The 15,965-nt window shown below is 73.1% G+C and carries 14 protein-coding genes; 11 read left to right on the forward strand and 3 right to left on the reverse strand.

The genetic code is table 11. The annotated features are described in order from the left end of the window. Position 1 precedes the first annotated feature (1 nt). The 8 genes from R9X44_RS19445 to R9X44_RS19480 all read left to right on the forward strand — a co-directional run bounded on the left by R9X44_RS19445 (position 2) and on the right by R9X44_RS19480 (position 10,597). Positions 2 to 2,125 carry a tetratricopeptide repeat protein gene (locus R9X44_RS19445; protein WP_319815618.1) on the forward strand — a complete coding sequence of 708 codons (2,124 nt, stop codon included), beginning with the start codon at positions 2 to 4 and terminating at the stop codon, positions 2,123 to 2,125. A 13-nt stretch (positions 2,126 to 2,138) separates the two neighbouring features. After that, a complete protein-coding gene (locus R9X44_RS19450) occupies positions 2,139 to 3,020 on the forward strand; it encodes a hypothetical protein (protein WP_319815619.1) in 882 nt (293 codons plus the stop codon). Next, positions 3,017 to 3,868, forward strand: a complete 852-nt coding sequence (locus R9X44_RS19455; RefSeq protein WP_319815620.1) for a hypothetical protein — start codon at positions 3,017 to 3,019, stop codon at positions 3,866 to 3,868. The genes R9X44_RS19450 and R9X44_RS19455 overlap by 4 nt, the downstream gene beginning before the upstream one ends. A gap of 134 nt (positions 3,869 to 4,002) precedes the next feature. Beyond that, positions 4,003 to 6,414: an excinuclease ABC subunit UvrA gene (locus tag R9X44_RS19460; protein WP_319815621.1), complete on the forward strand. Its 2,412-nt coding sequence runs from the start codon at positions 4,003 to 4,005 to the stop codon at positions 6,412 to 6,414. Between the two features lie 120 nt (positions 6,415 to 6,534). Further along, entirely contained in the window at positions 6,535 to 7,845 is a 1,311-nt protein-coding gene (locus R9X44_RS19465; RefSeq protein WP_319815622.1) for a hemolysin family protein, read from the forward strand. 109 nt (positions 7,846 to 7,954) lie between these two features. Then, the gene (locus R9X44_RS19470; protein ID WP_319815623.1) at positions 7,955 to 8,263 is read left to right on the forward strand and encodes a hypothetical protein; all 309 of its coding nucleotides are present in this window, start codon (positions 7,955 to 7,957) and stop codon (positions 8,261 to 8,263) included. Positions 8,264 to 8,333: 70 nt separating this feature from the next. Then, positions 8,334 to 9,881 (forward strand): DHA2 family efflux MFS transporter permease subunit, encoded by a 1,548-nt coding sequence (locus tag R9X44_RS19475; RefSeq protein WP_319815624.1) that lies wholly within the window; start codon positions 8,334 to 8,336, stop codon positions 9,879 to 9,881. Between the two features lie 41 nt (positions 9,882 to 9,922). Beyond that, positions 9,923 to 10,597, forward strand: a complete 675-nt coding sequence (locus tag R9X44_RS19480; RefSeq protein ID WP_319815625.1) for a TetR/AcrR family transcriptional regulator — start codon at positions 9,923 to 9,925, stop codon at positions 10,595 to 10,597. On the opposite strand, the gene R9X44_RS19485 is transcribed toward R9X44_RS19480, so the two are convergent. The 3 genes from R9X44_RS19485 to R9X44_RS19495 form a co-directional block, all read right to left on the reverse strand. Beyond that, positions 10,594 to 11,202: a TetR/AcrR family transcriptional regulator gene (locus R9X44_RS19485; RefSeq protein ID WP_319815626.1), complete on the reverse strand. Its 609-nt coding sequence runs from the start codon at positions 11,200 to 11,202 to the stop codon at positions 10,594 to 10,596. The two genes, R9X44_RS19480 and R9X44_RS19485, sit on opposite strands and share 4 nt — an antisense overlap. Before the next feature lie 49 nt (positions 11,203 to 11,251). Next, positions 11,252 to 12,043, reverse strand: coding sequence for a VOC family protein (locus tag R9X44_RS19490; RefSeq protein WP_319815627.1), 792 nt, complete (start codon positions 12,041 to 12,043; stop codon positions 11,252 to 11,254). Between the two features lie 112 nt (positions 12,044 to 12,155). After that, positions 12,156 to 12,662 (reverse strand): mycothiol transferase, encoded by a 507-nt coding sequence (locus tag R9X44_RS19495; protein ID WP_319815628.1) that lies wholly within the window; start codon positions 12,660 to 12,662, stop codon positions 12,156 to 12,158. Between the two features lie 196 nt (positions 12,663 to 12,858). On the opposite strand from R9X44_RS19495, the gene R9X44_RS19500 reads away from it, so the two are divergent. From R9X44_RS19500 to R9X44_RS19510, 3 genes are all read left to right on the forward strand, one after another. Beyond that, the gene (locus R9X44_RS19500; RefSeq protein WP_319815629.1) at positions 12,859 to 13,785 is read left to right on the forward strand and encodes a Dyp-type peroxidase; all 927 of its coding nucleotides are present in this window, start codon (positions 12,859 to 12,861) and stop codon (positions 13,783 to 13,785) included. A gap of 190 nt (positions 13,786 to 13,975) precedes the next feature. Next, positions 13,976 to 14,794 carry an SAM-dependent methyltransferase gene (locus R9X44_RS19505; RefSeq protein ID WP_319815630.1) on the forward strand — a complete coding sequence of 273 codons (819 nt, stop codon included), beginning with the start codon at positions 13,976 to 13,978 and terminating at the stop codon, positions 14,792 to 14,794. 160 nt (positions 14,795 to 14,954) lie between these two features. Further along, complete coding sequence (locus R9X44_RS19510; protein ID WP_319815631.1) at positions 14,955 to 15,965, forward strand: alpha/beta hydrolase-fold protein; 1,011 nt, start codon at positions 14,955 to 14,957, stop codon at positions 15,963 to 15,965.

A 15,965-nucleotide genomic window follows, 5' to 3' on the forward strand; every position in this document is an offset into this window, starting at 1 on the left:
GATGCGCGTCCAGATCGGGTCGGTCGTCGTGGAGACCGCGGACACCGCCGCCAAGGACGGGCCGCCTTCGCATCTGCCGCGCAGGCCCGCCGCCTTCGCCGGACGCGCGGACGAGCTCGAGGAGATCGTCGCGCTCGTCTCCTCAGCCGAGCCGCCCTCGATGGTCTGCCTGTGCGGGCGTCCCGGGGTCGGCAAGACCGCGCTCGCGCTGGAGGCGGCGCACCGGCTCCGCGGGCTGTTCCCCGGCGGGGCCCTGTACGCCGAGGCGCGGGCCTACAGCGGCGGCGAGCGCCTTGACGCCATGGCGCTGCTCGAACGCTTCCTCGGCGATCTGGGGCGCGCGCCGGCCCATATCCCCGGCGATCCCGAGGCCCGCGCCGCGCTGTTCCGCGAGGCGACCGAGGGGCGCGCGATGCTCGTCGTCGTCGACGACGTCGTCTCGCCCGACGACCTGCGCCGGCTGCGGCCCGCCGCGGGGTCGCTGCTGATCGCGACGGGGCGGCGCGTCATGACCGGCCCCGGCGGCGTCACGTTCGCGCTCGACGGCCTGCGCCCGCGCGACGCCGTCGGGCTGCTCACCGAGGCGGGGGCCGACCCGGCGGCGGCCGAGGACATCGCCTTGGCGTGTGGGAGGCTCCCGCTCGCCCTGCGGATCGCGGCCGCGCGGCTCGCGCTCGACCCCGGGCTGCGCGCCGACGACCTCGCCGCGGCCCTCGCCCAGCCCGGCGAGCGGCTGCCCGCGCTCAGCGACGGCATGGGCGACCGCGCGATCCGTGCGTCGTTCGCCTCCTCCTACCGCGCGCTGGGCGCGTCCGAGAAGCGCTTCTTCCGACTCCTCGCGGCGCTGCCGCTCGCCGATCTCAGCGCGGCCTCCGCCGCGGTGCTGACCGGCGCGTCCGACGCCGCGGAACGCCTGCGCGGCCTCGCCGACCTGCATCTGCTCGACGTACGCGACGCCCACAGCGGCCCGCGCTACCGGATGCACGACCTCGTCGCCCTGTACGCCAGGGAGCTGCTCGGCGAAGGCGACGGCGACGAGGCGGCCGACCGTACGGCCGTCTGGTACGCCGAGCGGACCGTGGAGCGGCGCGCGGCGATCGACGGACCCGACCCGGGCAGGGGACGCCAGTGGTACCTGGAGGAATGGGACAACATCGTCGAGGCGGGGCGGCGGCTGTATCGCAGCGGGCTCGTCGATCCGCTGTACGCGCTGGTGATGGGCGTGAACTCCGACGTCGACGTGCACTCGCCGTTCGGCGACTGGGAGCGGCTGCAGCGCTGGGGCGCGGAGCTGTGCGCGCGGTCCGGGCAGCTCAGCCGCGCGACGCGCCTGCACGAAAGGCTCGCGCTCGCCTACCGCGAGGGGATGCGGATGAAGGAGGCGTTCGAGGAGGTCGCCGTGATGCGCGAACTCACCCCGGACGAGCCGCGCAGGGCCGCCGACGCCGACCACACCGAGGCGAGCCTCCGCTACGAGGAGGGCGACCTTGCCGGGGCCATGTGGCTCGGCCTGCGCGCGCACGGCGTCTTCATCGCAGAACGGGATTGGACTGCCGTCGGATGGTCGCTGCATGGGCAGGCCGATGTCCTATGCGCGCAAGGGCACCCGCATCAGGCCCTGCGTGTACGCGTCGCCGAGATCGCCGCGTTCGAGCGCGCGCACGACAAGTTCGGCCTGGCCTGGGCGTACCACGGCATGGGCGAGGCGTGGATGGACCTCGGAGAGCTCGCCAAGGCCGAGTCCTGCCTACGGACGGCCCTGCGCACGCTGGTAGATCTCGGCGCCTTCAAGAGCGAAGGGTGGGCCCTCGAACGCCTCGGCGAGGTCCTTGTCGCGCAGGGCCGCGAAGACGACGCGCTCGTCCTGTTCGCGCGGGCGCTGCGCTCCTACGAGGCGCGCGGCAACCTCGGCGACCAGGCGCGGGCGCTGCTCCTGCTCGGCGACGCCGCCGCCGCGCGGGGCCGCGCCGAGGCGGCGACCGCGCTGTGGCGCTCGGCGCGCACGCGGCTCGCCTCGCTGGACGGCGGACGTGTCGAGGAAGTATCGGAGCGGCTTCGGTCGCGTCTCGACGCGCTGACTCCGCAGGACGGACCCGGTGTACTGGACGGCGGGGCCCCGCGTTAGCGGAGGAGGCGTTGTGGACCCATGCCTTGCGGCGCGACGGATCTGTGTCGCGGTGGACGTCGAGAACTACAGCGGGCGGGGCGACCTCGCGCAGGAGTCCGTCCAGCGTGACCTGGCGGCGCTGCTGCGGGGCGCGCACGCGGCGGCGGCCCCGGCCGTCGCGCTGGCCCGTCAGGCGTCGGGGGACGGCGAGGTGGCGCTGGTCGATCCGCCCGCCGACGAGGGGCGGTTCCTGGCGAGCTTTGTCCACAGCCTGTGGACAGGGCTCGGCGAGGAAGGCGCGGAGGTGCCGTTCCGGCTCAGGGTGGCCGTGCACTGCGGCATGGCGTGGCTCGGCGACAACGGGTTCGTCGGGCGCGCGGTCGTCAAGACGTGCCGGATGCTCGACGCGCAGATACTGCGGGCCGCCTTGCGCGACGATCCCGGCACCCGCCTTGCGCTCATGGTGTCCGACTCGTTCTACGACGACGTCGTACGCCGCGACCCTCCGGGCCTCGCCGCGAACCGCTTCACGCAGGTCCGCGTCGGCGGCCCCTTCGACGCCGACGCCTGGATCTGGACCGGCGGCCGCACCCTCGGCGCACAGCCCGCACACGCCGACCCCGGCCGCAAGGACCCGGGCCGAAGCGCGCCCGAGCGCGACGAGCCGGGCCGCGCGGAGCTGGACAGCGCGGAGTCGGGCAGCACAGGGTCGGACGGCGCGGCCCAGGTCGTGCCGCGTGCGGAGGAGACGCCGCGGGCCGAGGTGCGCGTGCCCGCACCCGCGCCCGCGCCGCCGATGGCCGCGATGTCGGTGACGGTCCATCCCGACGCGCGGGTCGGCACGCTGATCCAGGCCGCCGAGATCGTCGGCGGCGTCCATCTCGAGGCCGGGCGGCCGCCCGGGACGCCGTGACCGCCGAACCCGTCCTCAGACCTCCCGAGGGCAGGCCGCCCGACCTGCACCTCGAGGTGCACGGGCCGGTGGGCACCGCAGTACAGGTCGGCCGCCTTGTGCTGCTGCTGCCCGCGCCGTTCCCCGACCATCCGCCTTCCCGGGCGTCCCGGGGCGCGGAACTCGCCGCCCTCTGGCGCGCCGCCTCCGAGCCCGAACCTCCCCCCGGCGTGGTGCTGACCGGGCCGCCTGGAAGCGGCAAGAGCGCCCTCGCCCTCCAATGGGCCCACCAGGCGTACGGCCTGTTCCCCGGCGGCCTGCGGCACGCCGACCTCGGCGCTCCGGTACTCCCCCCGCCCCTTGATCCGCCTGACGGCCCCCGCAGCCTCCTCATCCTCGACAACGTGCCCCGGGCCCTCGACGTGGCCGCCTACCTACCGGCCGCCGAATCCTGCTTCACCCTCATCACCACCCGCGCGCCCCGCCCTTCCCTCATCGTGGACGGCTTCCGCGCCCTCGCCGTAACGCCGCCGCCCCTTCCGTCGGCCCCCCTCCTCGCCCTCCTCCAGGACCTCCCCGCCCTCCCCGAGGAACCCCTCCCCTCCGACGCCCTCACGCCGCTGCTACGCGCCGCCCAGACCGAGGCCGAACACACCGGCGACCTCCACACTCACGCGGCCGTCAGCCTTCGCCTCGCCCGCCTCGACGCCGACAACGACCGCCCCGCCTCCGCCCTCCACTCCTACGCCCAAGCCCTCGCCTCCTACGCCCACCTGGGCGACTCCTCCTCCTACGCCCTCACCCTCCAGGAAGCCACCCTCCTCCGCCACACCCTCGCGGCGACGTCGGCGGACGGCGTGGGGAGGTGATCGGGAAGGAGTGATCGCGTGTCAAGGCGAGTCTGCGCGGTGCGGGGCGGGTGCGGGCGGATACTGGAGGGGTGGGGGAGCGGGGGCCGGGGGCGATCCGGGTGACCGGCGCGCGCGTGCACAATCTGCGGTCCGTGGATGTGGACGTGCCGCTCTGGCGGGTCGTGGGCGTCACGGGTCTCTCCGGGTCGGGCAAGTCGTCGCTGGCGATGGGGGTGCTGTACGCGGAGGGATCGCGACGTTTCCTCGACGGGTTGAGCACGTTCACCCGCCGCAGGATCGAGCAGGCAGCCAAACCCGACGTGGACCGGGTCGACTACCTGCCCGCCGCGCTCGCCCTGCGCCAGCGCCCCCCTGTCCCCGGCAGGCGCAGCACCGTCGGGACGATGAGCGAGGTGCTCAGCGTCGTCAGGCTGATGGTGTCCCGGCTCGGCGCGCACGTGTGCCCGAACGGCCACCGCAATCCCCCGTCCCTCGCCGCCGCGGCCGACGAGTGGACGGACTGCGTCGAGTGCGGCATCAGGTTCCGGCTGCCGGGCGCGGAGTCGTTCGCGTTCAACTCGCTCGGCGCGTGCCCGGTCTGTCACGGCATGGGCACGCGTGACGAGGTCGACGAGGACTCGCTGGTGCCGGACCCGTCGAAGTCGCTGGCCGAGGGCGCGGTGCTGCCGTGGAACAGCGCGGGCCGCAGCTACATGCCGCGGGTCGCGGCCGAGCTCGGGGTCAGGATCGACGTGCCCTACGCCGAGCTGACGGCCGCCGAGAAGGACGTCGTGCTGCATGGGCCGCCCGAGCAGCGCGAGGTGACGCTGCCGTCGAAGAAAGGCCGCGCGTTCAAGCTGAACATGACGTTCGAGAACGCCGTCGCCGCGGTCACCCAGGCCGGGAGCAGCGACAGCGAGACGACGCGCAGCAGGCTCAGCAGGTTCTTCACCACGCACGTCTGCCCGGCCTGCCACGGCACCCGCTACCGGCCCGAAGCCCTCGCCTCGCATCTCGACGGCAGGACCATCGCCGAGATCACCGCGCTCGACCTCGAGGCGCTCGACGGGTTCGCGCGCGAGCTGCCCGGGTGCCTTCCCGAGCCGGTGCGCGCGCTCGCCGGACGCCTCGCCGGGGAGCTGCGCGACGCCGTCGGGCCGCTGCGCCGCCTCGGCCTGGACTACCTGTCGCTCGACCGCGCGGGCGACAGCCTGTCCACCGGGGAGCGGCAGCGCGTCCAGCTCGCCAGGACGGTCCGGGAGCGTTCTACGGGCCTGCTGTACGTGCTGGACGAGCCGTCGGTGGGGCTGCATCCGGCGAACGTCGCGGGCGTGCGGGATCTCGTCGGGGTGCTCGCCGACAACGGCAACTCCGTGGTGGTCGTGGACCACGACGTCGCGTTGCTGCGGGCCGCCGACCATCTGATCGAGATGGGTCCGGGGGCGGGGAGCCTGGGCGGGACCGTCACCGCGCAGGGCACCCCGCAGGAGGTGGCCGCTGATCCGGCGTCAGTTACGGGCCCGTTCTTGTCCGGTGAAGCCGACCCGGTCGTACGGGAGCGCAGGTCGGACGATGACGACGGACGGCTTTCGCTCACCGTGGGCGAGCTGTACAACCTGCGCGACGTCACCGTGCGCGTCCCGCTGCGCAGGCTGACGCTCGTTACGGGCGTCTCCGGGTCCGGCAAGACCGCCCTCGTCCTCGACAGCCTCGTCCCCGCCCTGCGCCGCACCCTCGACGGGCTCAGGCCGCCCGCCCACGTCACCGCGCTCGACGCCGGGGGCCTCACCCGCCTCGTGCAGATCGACGCGACCCCGATCGGCAAGAACGCGCGCAGTACGCCCGCTACCTACTCGGGCGTGTTCGACCCCGTAAGACAGCTGTTCGCGGCGGCCCCCGAAGCCGGGGGCTGGAAGCCGGGTCACTTCTCCTACAACACCCGCGACGGCCAGTGCCACCGCTGCGAGGGCCTGGGCGAGCTGTCCCTGGACATCCAGTACCTGCCCGACCTCACGATCCGCTGTCCCGACTGCGACGGCGGCCGCTACAACCCGCAGACGCTCAAGGTCCGCGTGGACGGCAGGACCATCGCCGACGTCCTCGCCCTCACCGTGGACGAGGCCGCTGAGGCGTTCGCCGAGCGGCCGGCCATCGCGGGCCGTCTCGCCGCGCTCCGCTCGGTCGGCCTCGGATACCTCACCCTCGGCGAGCCGACCCCGTCGCTGTCCGGCGGCGAGGCCCAGCGCCTGCGCCTCGCCGAGGCCCTGCGCACCGACCAGGCCGACACCCTGTTCGTCTTCGACGAGCCCTCGATCGGCCTGCACCCGCGCGACGTCCGCACCCTCTTGCGCGCGCTCGACGGCCTGCTCGCGGCGGGCGCGACGGTCCTGGTCATCGACCACGACCTCGATCTGATCGCCAACGCCGACCACGTCGTCGACCTGGGTCCCGGCGCGGGCCCGCACGGCGGCAGGGTCGTCGCGCAGGGCTCGCCCGACGCCGTCGCCGCCGATCCCGGCAGCCCGACCGGCGTGTTCCTCGCCGCGCATCTGGGCCGGGGTTAGCCGTCGGCGCGGAGGCCGTGCGGCGGGATTTCTGCTACATATGTAGTTGGTCGGTGCCGTGCCGTTCTCGGGTCGACCGTGCCGGGGATGCGGGGGCCCGGGACGGGGGAGGGAAGGGGGATGAGCGCATACGCGTGGAACATCGTGCTCGTCCTGGTACTGGTCGGCGCCAACGCGGTCTTCGCGGGCAGCGAGATCGCGCTCGTGTCCCTGCGCGAAGGACAGCTGCGCAGCCTTGAGCGGCGCAAGGGACGCTCGGCCAAGGCGCTCGTCAGGCTCGCGCGCGACCCGAACCGCTTCCTCGCCACCATCCAGGTCGGCATCACCCTCGCCGGGTTCCTCGCCTCCGCCACCGCCGCCGTCACGCTCTCGCGGCCGCTGGTCGAGCCGCTCGGGTTCCTCGGCGGGGCCGCGAACGCCGTCGCGATCGCGCTCGTCACGCTGGTGCTCACCTTCCTCACCCTCGTGCTCGGCGAACTCGCGCCCAAACGGCTCGCGATGCAGCGCGCCGAGGGATGGGCGCTGCTCGTCGCGCGGCCCCTCGACCTCCTTGCCACGCTGACCAGGCCCGTCGTCTGGGCGCTCGGCAAGGCCACCGACGGCGTCGTCCGCATCCTGCGCGGCGACCCGAAGGCCGCCAAGGAACAGCTCGGGGCCGAGGAGCTGCGCGACCTCGTCGCGGGACAGCGCGGGCTCACCGCCGAGCAGCGCACGATCATCACCGGGGCGCTCGACATCCACGACCGCACCCTGCGCTCGGTGCTGCGGCCGCGTCCCCAGGTGTTCGTGCTGCGCGCGGATCTGCCCGTCGCCGAGGCGCGCACCGCGCTGGCTGAATCGGGCCACTCCCGCGCGCCCGTCGCGGCCGCCAGGCACGTGGACGACATCGTCGGCGTCGCCAACCTCCGCGAGCTCATCACCGCCGACGGCACGCTGCCCGTCGCGCGGGCGTGCCGTCCCGCGCTCACCCTCCCCGAGAGCCTGAAGGTCGCCGCCGCGCTGCGCACCTTCCGGGTCGAGCGCCAGCAGTTCGCGCTGGTCATCGACGAGTACGGCACCGTCGCGGGCATCGTCACCCTCGAGGACCTCCTTGAGGAGATCGTCGGGGAGATCTACGACGAGCACGACCGCGACGTCCTGGCCGTCGCCGCCGACGACGGCGCGCTCGTGGTGCCCGGCTCGTTCCCGCTGCACGACCTGCCCGACGTGGGCGTCAGGCTCTCCCACCAGGGCAACGCCGACTACACGACGGTCGCGGGGCTCGTCCTCGCCCTCCTCGGCCGCATCCCCGACGAGCCCGGCGACACCGTCAGGGCCGAGGGGTGGGAGCTCGAGGTCACCGGGCTGGACAGGCACGCGATCAGCAGCGTCCGGATCAGGCCGTCCGCCGTGCCGGACGACGGCGACGAGACGGCGGCCGCAGGACCATGACGGCGAAGAAAATCCACCGACAAAGAGGGTGTTCAAGGTGCACCATGAAGACAGGGGGAGCGTGCCGGGGGACACGGGGCAACCGACGGATCGGACGAAGGACTGGGCTATGGGCAAGGAACCGGGGGGCGGCGGGGAGTCCTTGATGTGGCTCGGCACTCAGGTGACCGAGGTCGAGGCGCTGCTCGCGCTCGCGCTGACCGCGCCGACGCTGTTCGCCGAACGCCGCGCGCTGCTCGACCTCGCCGACGCCGCCGAACGCCTCGCGCTCAACGCCCGCTACGCCGCGATGGGCGACACGCTCTGGCACCGCGACCGAATCCGTGCGCTGCCGCGCAGCCGCCGCGCCCGCCGCCGCGCCGCCAGCGCCGACCGGGGAGCCAACAAGATCCTCGGCTGGCTGAACCGCTCGGCCTGACCCCTCACCCGGGGCGGCCCGCGCGCCCCGGTGTCACACTTGAGGTCCCCCCACCCCCCTCGGAGGCCGCATGTCCGGGCCCGCACGCAACGTCCCCCAGGCCCGCGCGGGCGCGTGGCAGACCGTCGCGACGGTGACGCTCGGCACCGTCATGCTCGTGCTGAGCAGCTCGGCCCTGAACATCGCGCTGCCGCTCGTCGCCGAGCGCTACCGCGCGGGGCCGCTCGCCGCGACCTGGACCGTCCTGGGCTTCATGCTCGTGCAGACGTGCCTGCTCGTCGTGGCGGGACGCGTCGCCGACAGGTTCGACCGCCGCAGGATCTACCTGCTGGGCGTCCTGGTGTTCACCGTCGCGAGCCTCGGCGCGGGGTTCTCGCCGTCGATCGGCGTGCTCATCGCCTGGCGGGTCGTGCAGGGCGTCGCGGCGGCCCTGGTGATGGCGAACGGGACCGCGCTCATCGCCGCCGCGGTGCCGCCGTCACGGCTCAGCCAGGCCATGGGCGTCTACCTCGGCCTCATGGCCGCCGCCCCGCTGATCGGGCCGTCGGTCGGCGGGTACCTCGCCGAGAACGTCGGCTGGGAGTGGGTGTTCTGGCTGAACGTCCCGGCCGGGGCCGCCACGCTGGTGTGGGGCGCGCTCGTGCTGCCGCGCTCGCGCTCGCTGGCCCGCGACCCGATCGACGCCGTCGGCGCGGCCCTGCTCACCGGCTGGCTCGGCATGCTCGTCCTCGCCGTCTCGCAGGCCGGGTCCCGGGAGAGCGCGGGGACCGGCTGGCTGCCTGCCGTCGCGGGGCCGCTGCTGTTCCTCGGGTTCGTGGTGCGGCAGCGCAAGGCCAAGGTCCCGCTGGTCGACCCGTCGCTGTTCACCGACCGGCCGTTCGTGCTGAGCGGCCTCGCGACGACGCTGAGCGCGGTCGGCTGGGTCGGGAACGTGTTCCTGATGGCGCTGTACTTCCAGAACACCAAGGGCATGTCGACGGCCGAGGCGGGGCTCGCGGTCCTGCCCGGCCCGATCGTCGGGATGATAGCCTCGCCGATCGGCGGGCAGCTCGGCCGACGGTTCCGCGCCGACCGGATCGCCGTCGCCGGGGCCCTCACGGCCGCGGCGGGGCTCGCGATCCCCGCGCTCCTCCTGGAACGTGACACGCCCTATCCGCTGATCGCGGCGGCGATGATCCTGGTGTCGGCGGGCAGCGGAATCCTGTACACCGCGAACACCACGGTGATCATGATGGGCGTTCCCGGCGACCGGCTCGGGGTCGTCAACGGGGTGCGGCTGACCCTGCACAACCTCGGGAACGTGCTGGGGCCCGCGCTGTGCGTCGCGGTGGCGTCGTCGCGGCTCGCGGCCGAGGACCGGCACCTGCTGTACGCGACGGCGGCCGCGCGCCCCTCGGCCGACGCCGTCGCCGCGCTCGTCACCGGGTACCGGCTGGCGTTCGCGGTGTTCGCGGCCGCCGCGCTGGTCGCGAGCGTCCTGCTCGTCATCGCGGCGCGCGGCCGTACGCGGGCGGCGACGCTCGTGCCTCCTCCGCGCGCGGTGGGCGAGCCGCCCGTGATCGCTGAGGAGCCCGTCGAGGACTCCGCCGAGAACCCGCAGTCCGGGCGCGGCGCGTAGGGTGAGGGGGCCCTGCGGAGCGGGCGGAACGGGAGGCCGGAGTGGGCAGGTCGGTGCCCCAGCGGATCATGCGGGTCGTCCTCACCCGTGAGCTGATCGTGCACACCGCCGTCGAACTCGTCGAGCGCGCCGGGCCCGACGCGCTGTCCATGCGCGCGGTCGCCGAGGAGCTGGGCGTCAGCGCGATGGCGACGTACCGGCATGTCGCGAGCAAGGAAGACCTCATCGAGGGCATGGCCGAGTACGTCATGGCGACGCTCGACGTGCCCGACGAGCAGGAGGCCGACTGGCGTGACGAGGCCCGGGCGCTCATCCGGGCGTTCCGGGAGATAGCGCGCGAGTTCCCGCGCAGCCTCGCGCTCGTGCTGGAGAGCCGCACCCGCATTCCGGTCACCCTGCGCGCGATCGAACGGGCCGTCGCCCTGTGCGTCAGGGCAGGGCTCGACGGGCCCACGGCCATCGCCGTCATGCGCTCGATCATGGCCTTCACGCTCGGCGCGCAGCTGCGCGAGGCGGGACTCGGCCGGATGCTGGCCCGCGATCCGGGCGATCCCGCCGAGGCCGTCAAGGCGCTCGGCGAGGCGGAGTTCCCGCATGTCGTCGCCCAGCGCGAGGCCCTGCTCGACGCCGACGCCGACGCGGACTTCGAGTTCGGCATCGCGCTCTTCCTCGCCGCGATCGAGGCCAAGGCCGCCGCGCTCCGCGACCCGCGTTAGGGGCGCAGCGCGTCGAGCGCGGAAAGCAGGAGTTCGAGCCCGACGTCGAAGTCGGCGTCGCGGGCGTCGTCCGGCGCGGGCAGGCCGAGCTTCTCCAGCCGCCTTGCGGTCTCCGGCGGCTCGGGCATCCGCAGCGCGCCGCTCATCATCATCCGCACGCCGATCGCGTACGCCATCAGGCAGCGCAGCGCGCGCACCGCGGTCTCGGCGTCGAAACCCGCGTCCTCGAGGACGGACAGCGCGCGCTCGACCGTCCGCCAGGGGAACTCGAGGTCGACCCGGCTGGTGAGGACGAGGTGCGTCGACCTCGGGTGGCGGCGGGCGGCCGCGCCGAACGCCGCGACGAGCGCGCGCGCCTCGGCCTTCCAGTCGCCGGGCGTGGGCGGGCCGGTGTCGAGCCCGGCGAAGACTTCCTGGGCGATGCCTTCGAGGAGGCTGTCGCGGTCGGGCACGTGGTTGTACAGCGACATCGTCCCCACGCCGAGTTCGGCGGCGACCTTGCGCATGGTGAGCGCCTTGGCCCCATCGCGCTCCACGAGGGCGACCGCCGTCGCGACGATCAGGGCACGAGTCAGCGCGGGCCGTCCGCCGGTCCCCTTCGCCATGCGGCCCCCTTCCGTGCCGCCCAGCACGCTAGCAGCGCGCGGCACGGGATCAGCCCTCGCGCGCCCGGCCCGGGTCAGGGGGACGGCAGACCAGGACGAGCCGGGCGCCGTGCGGGTCGACGATCACCGAGGTGCGGCCGGACGGGCCCTCGCCGGGCTCCACCAGGACCCGTCCCCCCGCAGCCTCGGCCCGCTCGACCGCGGCCTCGCAGTCGGCGACGCCGAAGTAGGGCAGCCAGAACGGGTCCTCCTCGCCCGAGACCGCGCTCGCCACCGGCCGGCCGTCCTCCGTGGTCCATTCGAGGCGCTCCCCGAGGTGCTCCAGCGCCAGTGCGCCCACCCGCCAGTCGAGGGCGCGGCTGTAGAAGGTGCTCGCCCCCTCCAGATCGGCCCCGGCGAGCTCGATCCAGGCGAGCGCGCCCGGCTCGTCCACCCGTGCCGCGCCCTGGTGCCGGTAGGGCTGCCACAGGCCGAACTCGACGCCCTCGGGGTCCTGCCCGGTGCCCATCCTGCCGAGGTCGCCGACGTCCACGCCCTCGAGCAGGACCTGGCCGCCGGCCTCGCCCACCCGCTTCAGCGCGGTCTCTATGTCGGGCGTCTGGAAGAAGAACAGCCACATGGGCCGCTCGACCGGGTCCGCCAACTGCGACATTCCGGCGACCTCCGGCCCGTCCGGGCCGTCGAGCGTGAGGACTTCGTAGTCGCCGAGCCGGTCGTTGGTCAAGACATACGACCCCCAGCCGAACAGTTCGGCATAAAACCGTTTGGACTCCTCTATGTCAGGTGTGGCCAGCTCGACCCACGAAGGAGTGTTCCATGCATATTCCAGCACTTCCGCCACAGATCTCACCCTCCCCCTCCGACGCTACAGACCGCCTCCTAGAGCCCACCTCACGCCATTTCCACAGGAGCCCCAAGCCCGGTCATCGACGCCGTGCCGCAGGTCATGCCGGTCAGCGGCGCAGGAGGATCCCCCTGGCATAGGCGGCCTGCCCGGCGTGCTGGAGGTCGTCCGACATGACGCTCACCAAACGGACGGACAGGGTGACCGGCGGGTCCCAAGAGGTGTCGACCACCTTGTCGAGGTCCTCGGGGGACAGGCCGCGCACGTACGAGACCGTCTCGCGGTGGACCGCGTCGTAGTAGCCGCGCAACTTCCGCGCGTCGGCGGTCACCGCGGCGACCTGCGCGGGGCCGTGCCCGTAGCCCGTGTCGTAGAGATCGAACGGGAGTTCGAACTTGTCGGCCCAGCCGCCGGAGACCCAGATCTGCTCGCGTCCTGCGACGTCGGCCACGTGGTCGTCCTGGATCCGGGTCAGGTGCCACACGAGCCACGCGATCGAGTTCGCGCCGTCCTCAATCCGCGCGGCTAGCTCGTCCTCCGACATACCCTCCACGACCCCGTGGACCAGCTCCTTGATCCGCGAGAACCCGTCCTCCAGCACCCCGACGGCGTCCATGCGCCCCTCCCCGCTCGGTCGTCTTTCCCCTTTCCTCTCCACTCCCCCTCGCGCTACTCGGCCGGGCCCCCGCCGCGCCCGGGCTTCGCCGCGACGCCGTCGTCCCGGCGTCGTCGGGGGCCCGCGCGGACTTACAGCGGGAAAGGGGACTTTTCTCCCTGATGCCTCCGGGGGTTATGTCGCTAATGTTCCGATCATGGATTCGCAGCCGATGGCCGGGCCGCTCACCAACGCCGCCGTGTACCTGGTGTTCACCGTCGCACCGGGCGGCGCGGAGACGGCGCGGGAGCTGCTGCGCGACCTCGACGGGCTGCGCCGCGCCGTCGGGTTCCGCTCGGCGTCGGGTCGGCTCTCCTGCGTCGCGGGCGTCGGCTCGCTCGCGTGGGACAGGCTGTACGGCGCGCCGCGCCCCGCGCTGCTGCACCCCTTCCAGGAGCTGCGCGGACCAAGGCACACCGCGCCTTCCACCCCCGGCGACCTGCTGTTCCACATCCGCGCCGAACGGCCCGACCTGTGCTTCGAGCTCGCCCGCCAGATCCACCGACGGCTCGGGCCGCACGCCACCGTCGTGGACGAGGTGCAGGGCTTCCGCTACTTCGACCGGCGCGACCTGCTCGGCTTCGTCGACGGCACCGAGAACCCCGAGGGCGCCGACGCCGTCGCCGCCGCGACCGTCGGCGACGAGGACCCCTTGTTCGCGGGCGGCGGCTACGCGGTGGCACAGAAGTACCTGCACGACCTCGACGCCTGGAACGCCCTGTCGGTCGAGGAGCAGGAGCGCGCGGTGGGCCGCACCAAGCTCGACGACATCGAACTCGCCGACAAGCCCGCCGACTCCCATGTCGCGCTCAACGTCATCGAGGACGAGAACGGCGCGGAGCTCGAGGTCGTCCGCGACGGGATGCCGTTCGGCACCGCCGCCAACGGGACGAACGGCCTGTACTACCTCGCCTACGCCCGCGACCCGCGCATCCTGGAGCGCATGCTGCGCAACATGTTCCTCGGCGACGGGACCGCCCCGCACGACCGCATCCTCGACTTCTCCACGGCGGTCACCGGGGGCCTGTTCTTCGTGCCCCCCGTCGCGTTCCTTGAGTCCGAGGAGCCCGCGCCGGGCCCGTGAGACGGCGTTTGCGGCGCGCCTGACCCATCCGACGCCGTGCCCGAAAACCGGACGGTGTTCGCTCGCATTTAATATGAATAGTGGGACTCGAATCACTTTCTCCGCCTTAATTGTTCTTTTCCGGTGCGATAACTCGGGCCAGGCTCTACGATCGCCGCGAATAGCGCCAATCGCCAGAGAAAGGCACGCCATGAGCGGCACGTCCCGACAGCCGGGAACCTGGTCCGGAGCCGAGGTTGACCCGACCGTCGCCCACTCGGCCCGCATGTGGAACTACTGGCTCGGCGGCAAGGACAACTTCGAGATCGACAGGCACGTCGCCGAGGAGCACGCCGCGAAGTTCCCCGGCATCGTCGACGTCGCAAGGCAGGTGCGCGCGTTCCTCGTCAGGTCGGTGACGCTGCTTGCCGCCGAGGCCGGCGTGCGCCAGTTCCTCGACATCGGCACCGGCCTGCCGACCGCCAACAACACCCACGAGGTCGCCCAGCGGGTCGCGCCCGAGTGCAAGATCGTCTACGTCGACAACGACCCGCTCGTGCTCGTGCACGCCCAGGCGCTGCTCGTGGGCACGTCAGAAGGCTCGACCGACTACATCGAGGCCGACGTCCGCGACCCCGGGCGGATCCTCGCCGAGGCCGCGAAGACCCTCGACTTCACCGAGCCCATCGGGCTGATGATGCTCGGCGTGCTCGGCCAGATCCCCGACTCCGACGACCCGCGCGGCATCGTCCGCACCCTCGTTGACGCGCTCCCCTCGGGCAGCTGGGTCGTCATCGAGGACGGCGTCGACACCGACATGGCCCAGAACGACGCCATCGGCGACTACAACGCCAACCCCGACTCGACCGCCTCCTACCACCTGCGCAGCATCGACTTCATCACCTCCTACTTCGACGGACTCGACCTGCTCGCCCCCGGGGTCGTCTCGTGCTCCCGGTGGCGTCCCGACATCCGCGCGCTCGCGGCCCCCGAGGTCCCCGACTACGCTGGCGTCGCCCGCAAACCCTGAACCCCCCTATTCCGGACAGCCGGGAAACCCCCTGGAAACGGTCCCGAACTCGCTGTCGGCAGCAGGCTACGCCGATCACGCCGACGGTGTTTTCTGGCCTGTGGACAACTCAGCCTGTGGATAACCTCGGGGGGAAGATCGGCGGCGACGGGGAGGCGTGATGCTCGCGGGACGCATCGAAGAGCACGTGATCGTGAGCGAGCGGCTGCGGGGCAACCCGCTGGGCGACCCGCACGAGCGCCCTCTGTGGGTGTACACGCCGCCCGGCTACGACATGGGGGCCGGGCGCTACCCCGTCGTCTACGTGATCCAGGGGTACACGGGCCGGATCGAGAGCTGGCGGCAGGCCGGGCCGTGGCGGGCCAGCTACCCGGAGATGGTCGACGCCCTGTTCGCCGCGGGCGAGGTCCCGCCCGTCCTCGTGGTGTTCGTGGACTGCTGGACCCGGGTCGGCGGCAGCCAGTACCTCGACTCGCCGGGCACCGGCGACTACCACTCCTACCTGTGCGACGAGGTCGTCGCGTTCGTCGACGAGCGCTACCGGACCCTGCCTGAGGCGCGGTACCGGGCCATCACCGGCAAGTCCAGCGGCGGTTACGGCGCGATGGTCACGCCGCTGCTGCGCCCCGACGTGTTCGGGTCGCTCGCCACCCACGCCGGGGACGCCCTCTTCGAGGTCTCCTACCAGCCGGCGTTCCCCGAGGCCGCCAGAACACTGCGCGAGTCCTACGACGGCGATTGGAACGCCTTCCTTGAGGACTTCTACAGCGGCCGCCCTGTGGGGAGCAAAGCCAGCGACTTCACCTTGATGGAGTGGTACGGGTACGCGTCCTGCTACTCGGCCCTCCCCGACGGAACCGTCGAGCTGCCTTTTGACGACCTTGGCGCGCCCGTCCCCGAGGTGTGGTCCCGGTGGCTCGACCTCGATCCCGTCCGGATGGTCCCCGCGCGCGCCGAAGCGGCCCGCGCGCTGTACGCGGTGTGGATCGACGCGGGCACCGCCGACGAGTACCACCTGGATTCGGGCGCGATCGCCTACCGGCGCGCGCTGAAGGAGGCGGGGCTTCCCGACTCGCGCGTGGCGTTCGAGCTGTTCCCCGCCAAGCACGGCGCGATCGAGTACCGCTACCCGCTCGCCCTGCACTGGCTGGCCCCGCGCCTCGTCCCCTGA

This window comes from Actinocorallia sp. A-T 12471, from assembly GCF_033875155.1.
GTDB lineage: Bacteria > Actinomycetota > Actinomycetes > Streptosporangiales > Streptosporangiaceae > Actinocorallia.

Excerpts from the sequence above, each read along its gene's own strand:
- R9X44_RS19510 (WP_319815631.1), top strand. The coding sequence starts at position 14,955 with ATGCTCGCGGGACGCATCGAAGAGCACGTGATCGTGAGCGAGCGGCTG.
- R9X44_RS19485 (WP_319815626.1), bottom strand. The coding sequence starts at position 11,202 with ATGGCGAAGGGGACCGGCGGACGGCCCGCGCTGACTCGTGCCCTGATC.
- R9X44_RS19475 (WP_319815624.1), top strand. The coding sequence starts at position 8,334 with ATGTCCGGGCCCGCACGCAACGTCCCCCAGGCCCGCGCGGGCGCGTGG.
- R9X44_RS19470 (WP_319815623.1), top strand. The coding sequence starts at position 7,955 with ATGGGCAAGGAACCGGGGGGCGGCGGGGAGTCCTTGATGTGGCTCGGC.
- R9X44_RS19505 (WP_319815630.1), top strand. The coding sequence starts at position 13,976 with ATGAGCGGCACGTCCCGACAGCCGGGAACCTGGTCCGGAGCCGAGGTT.
- R9X44_RS19445 (WP_319815618.1), top strand. The coding sequence starts at position 2 with ATGCGCGTCCAGATCGGGTCGGTCGTCGTGGAGACCGCGGACACCGCC.
- R9X44_RS19500 (WP_319815629.1), top strand. The coding sequence starts at position 12,859 with ATGGATTCGCAGCCGATGGCCGGGCCGCTCACCAACGCCGCCGTGTAC.
- R9X44_RS19465 (WP_319815622.1), top strand. The coding sequence starts at position 6,535 with ATGAGCGCATACGCGTGGAACATCGTGCTCGTCCTGGTACTGGTCGGC.
- R9X44_RS19495 (WP_319815628.1), bottom strand. The coding sequence starts at position 12,662 with ATGGACGCCGTCGGGGTGCTGGAGGACGGGTTCTCGCGGATCAAGGAG.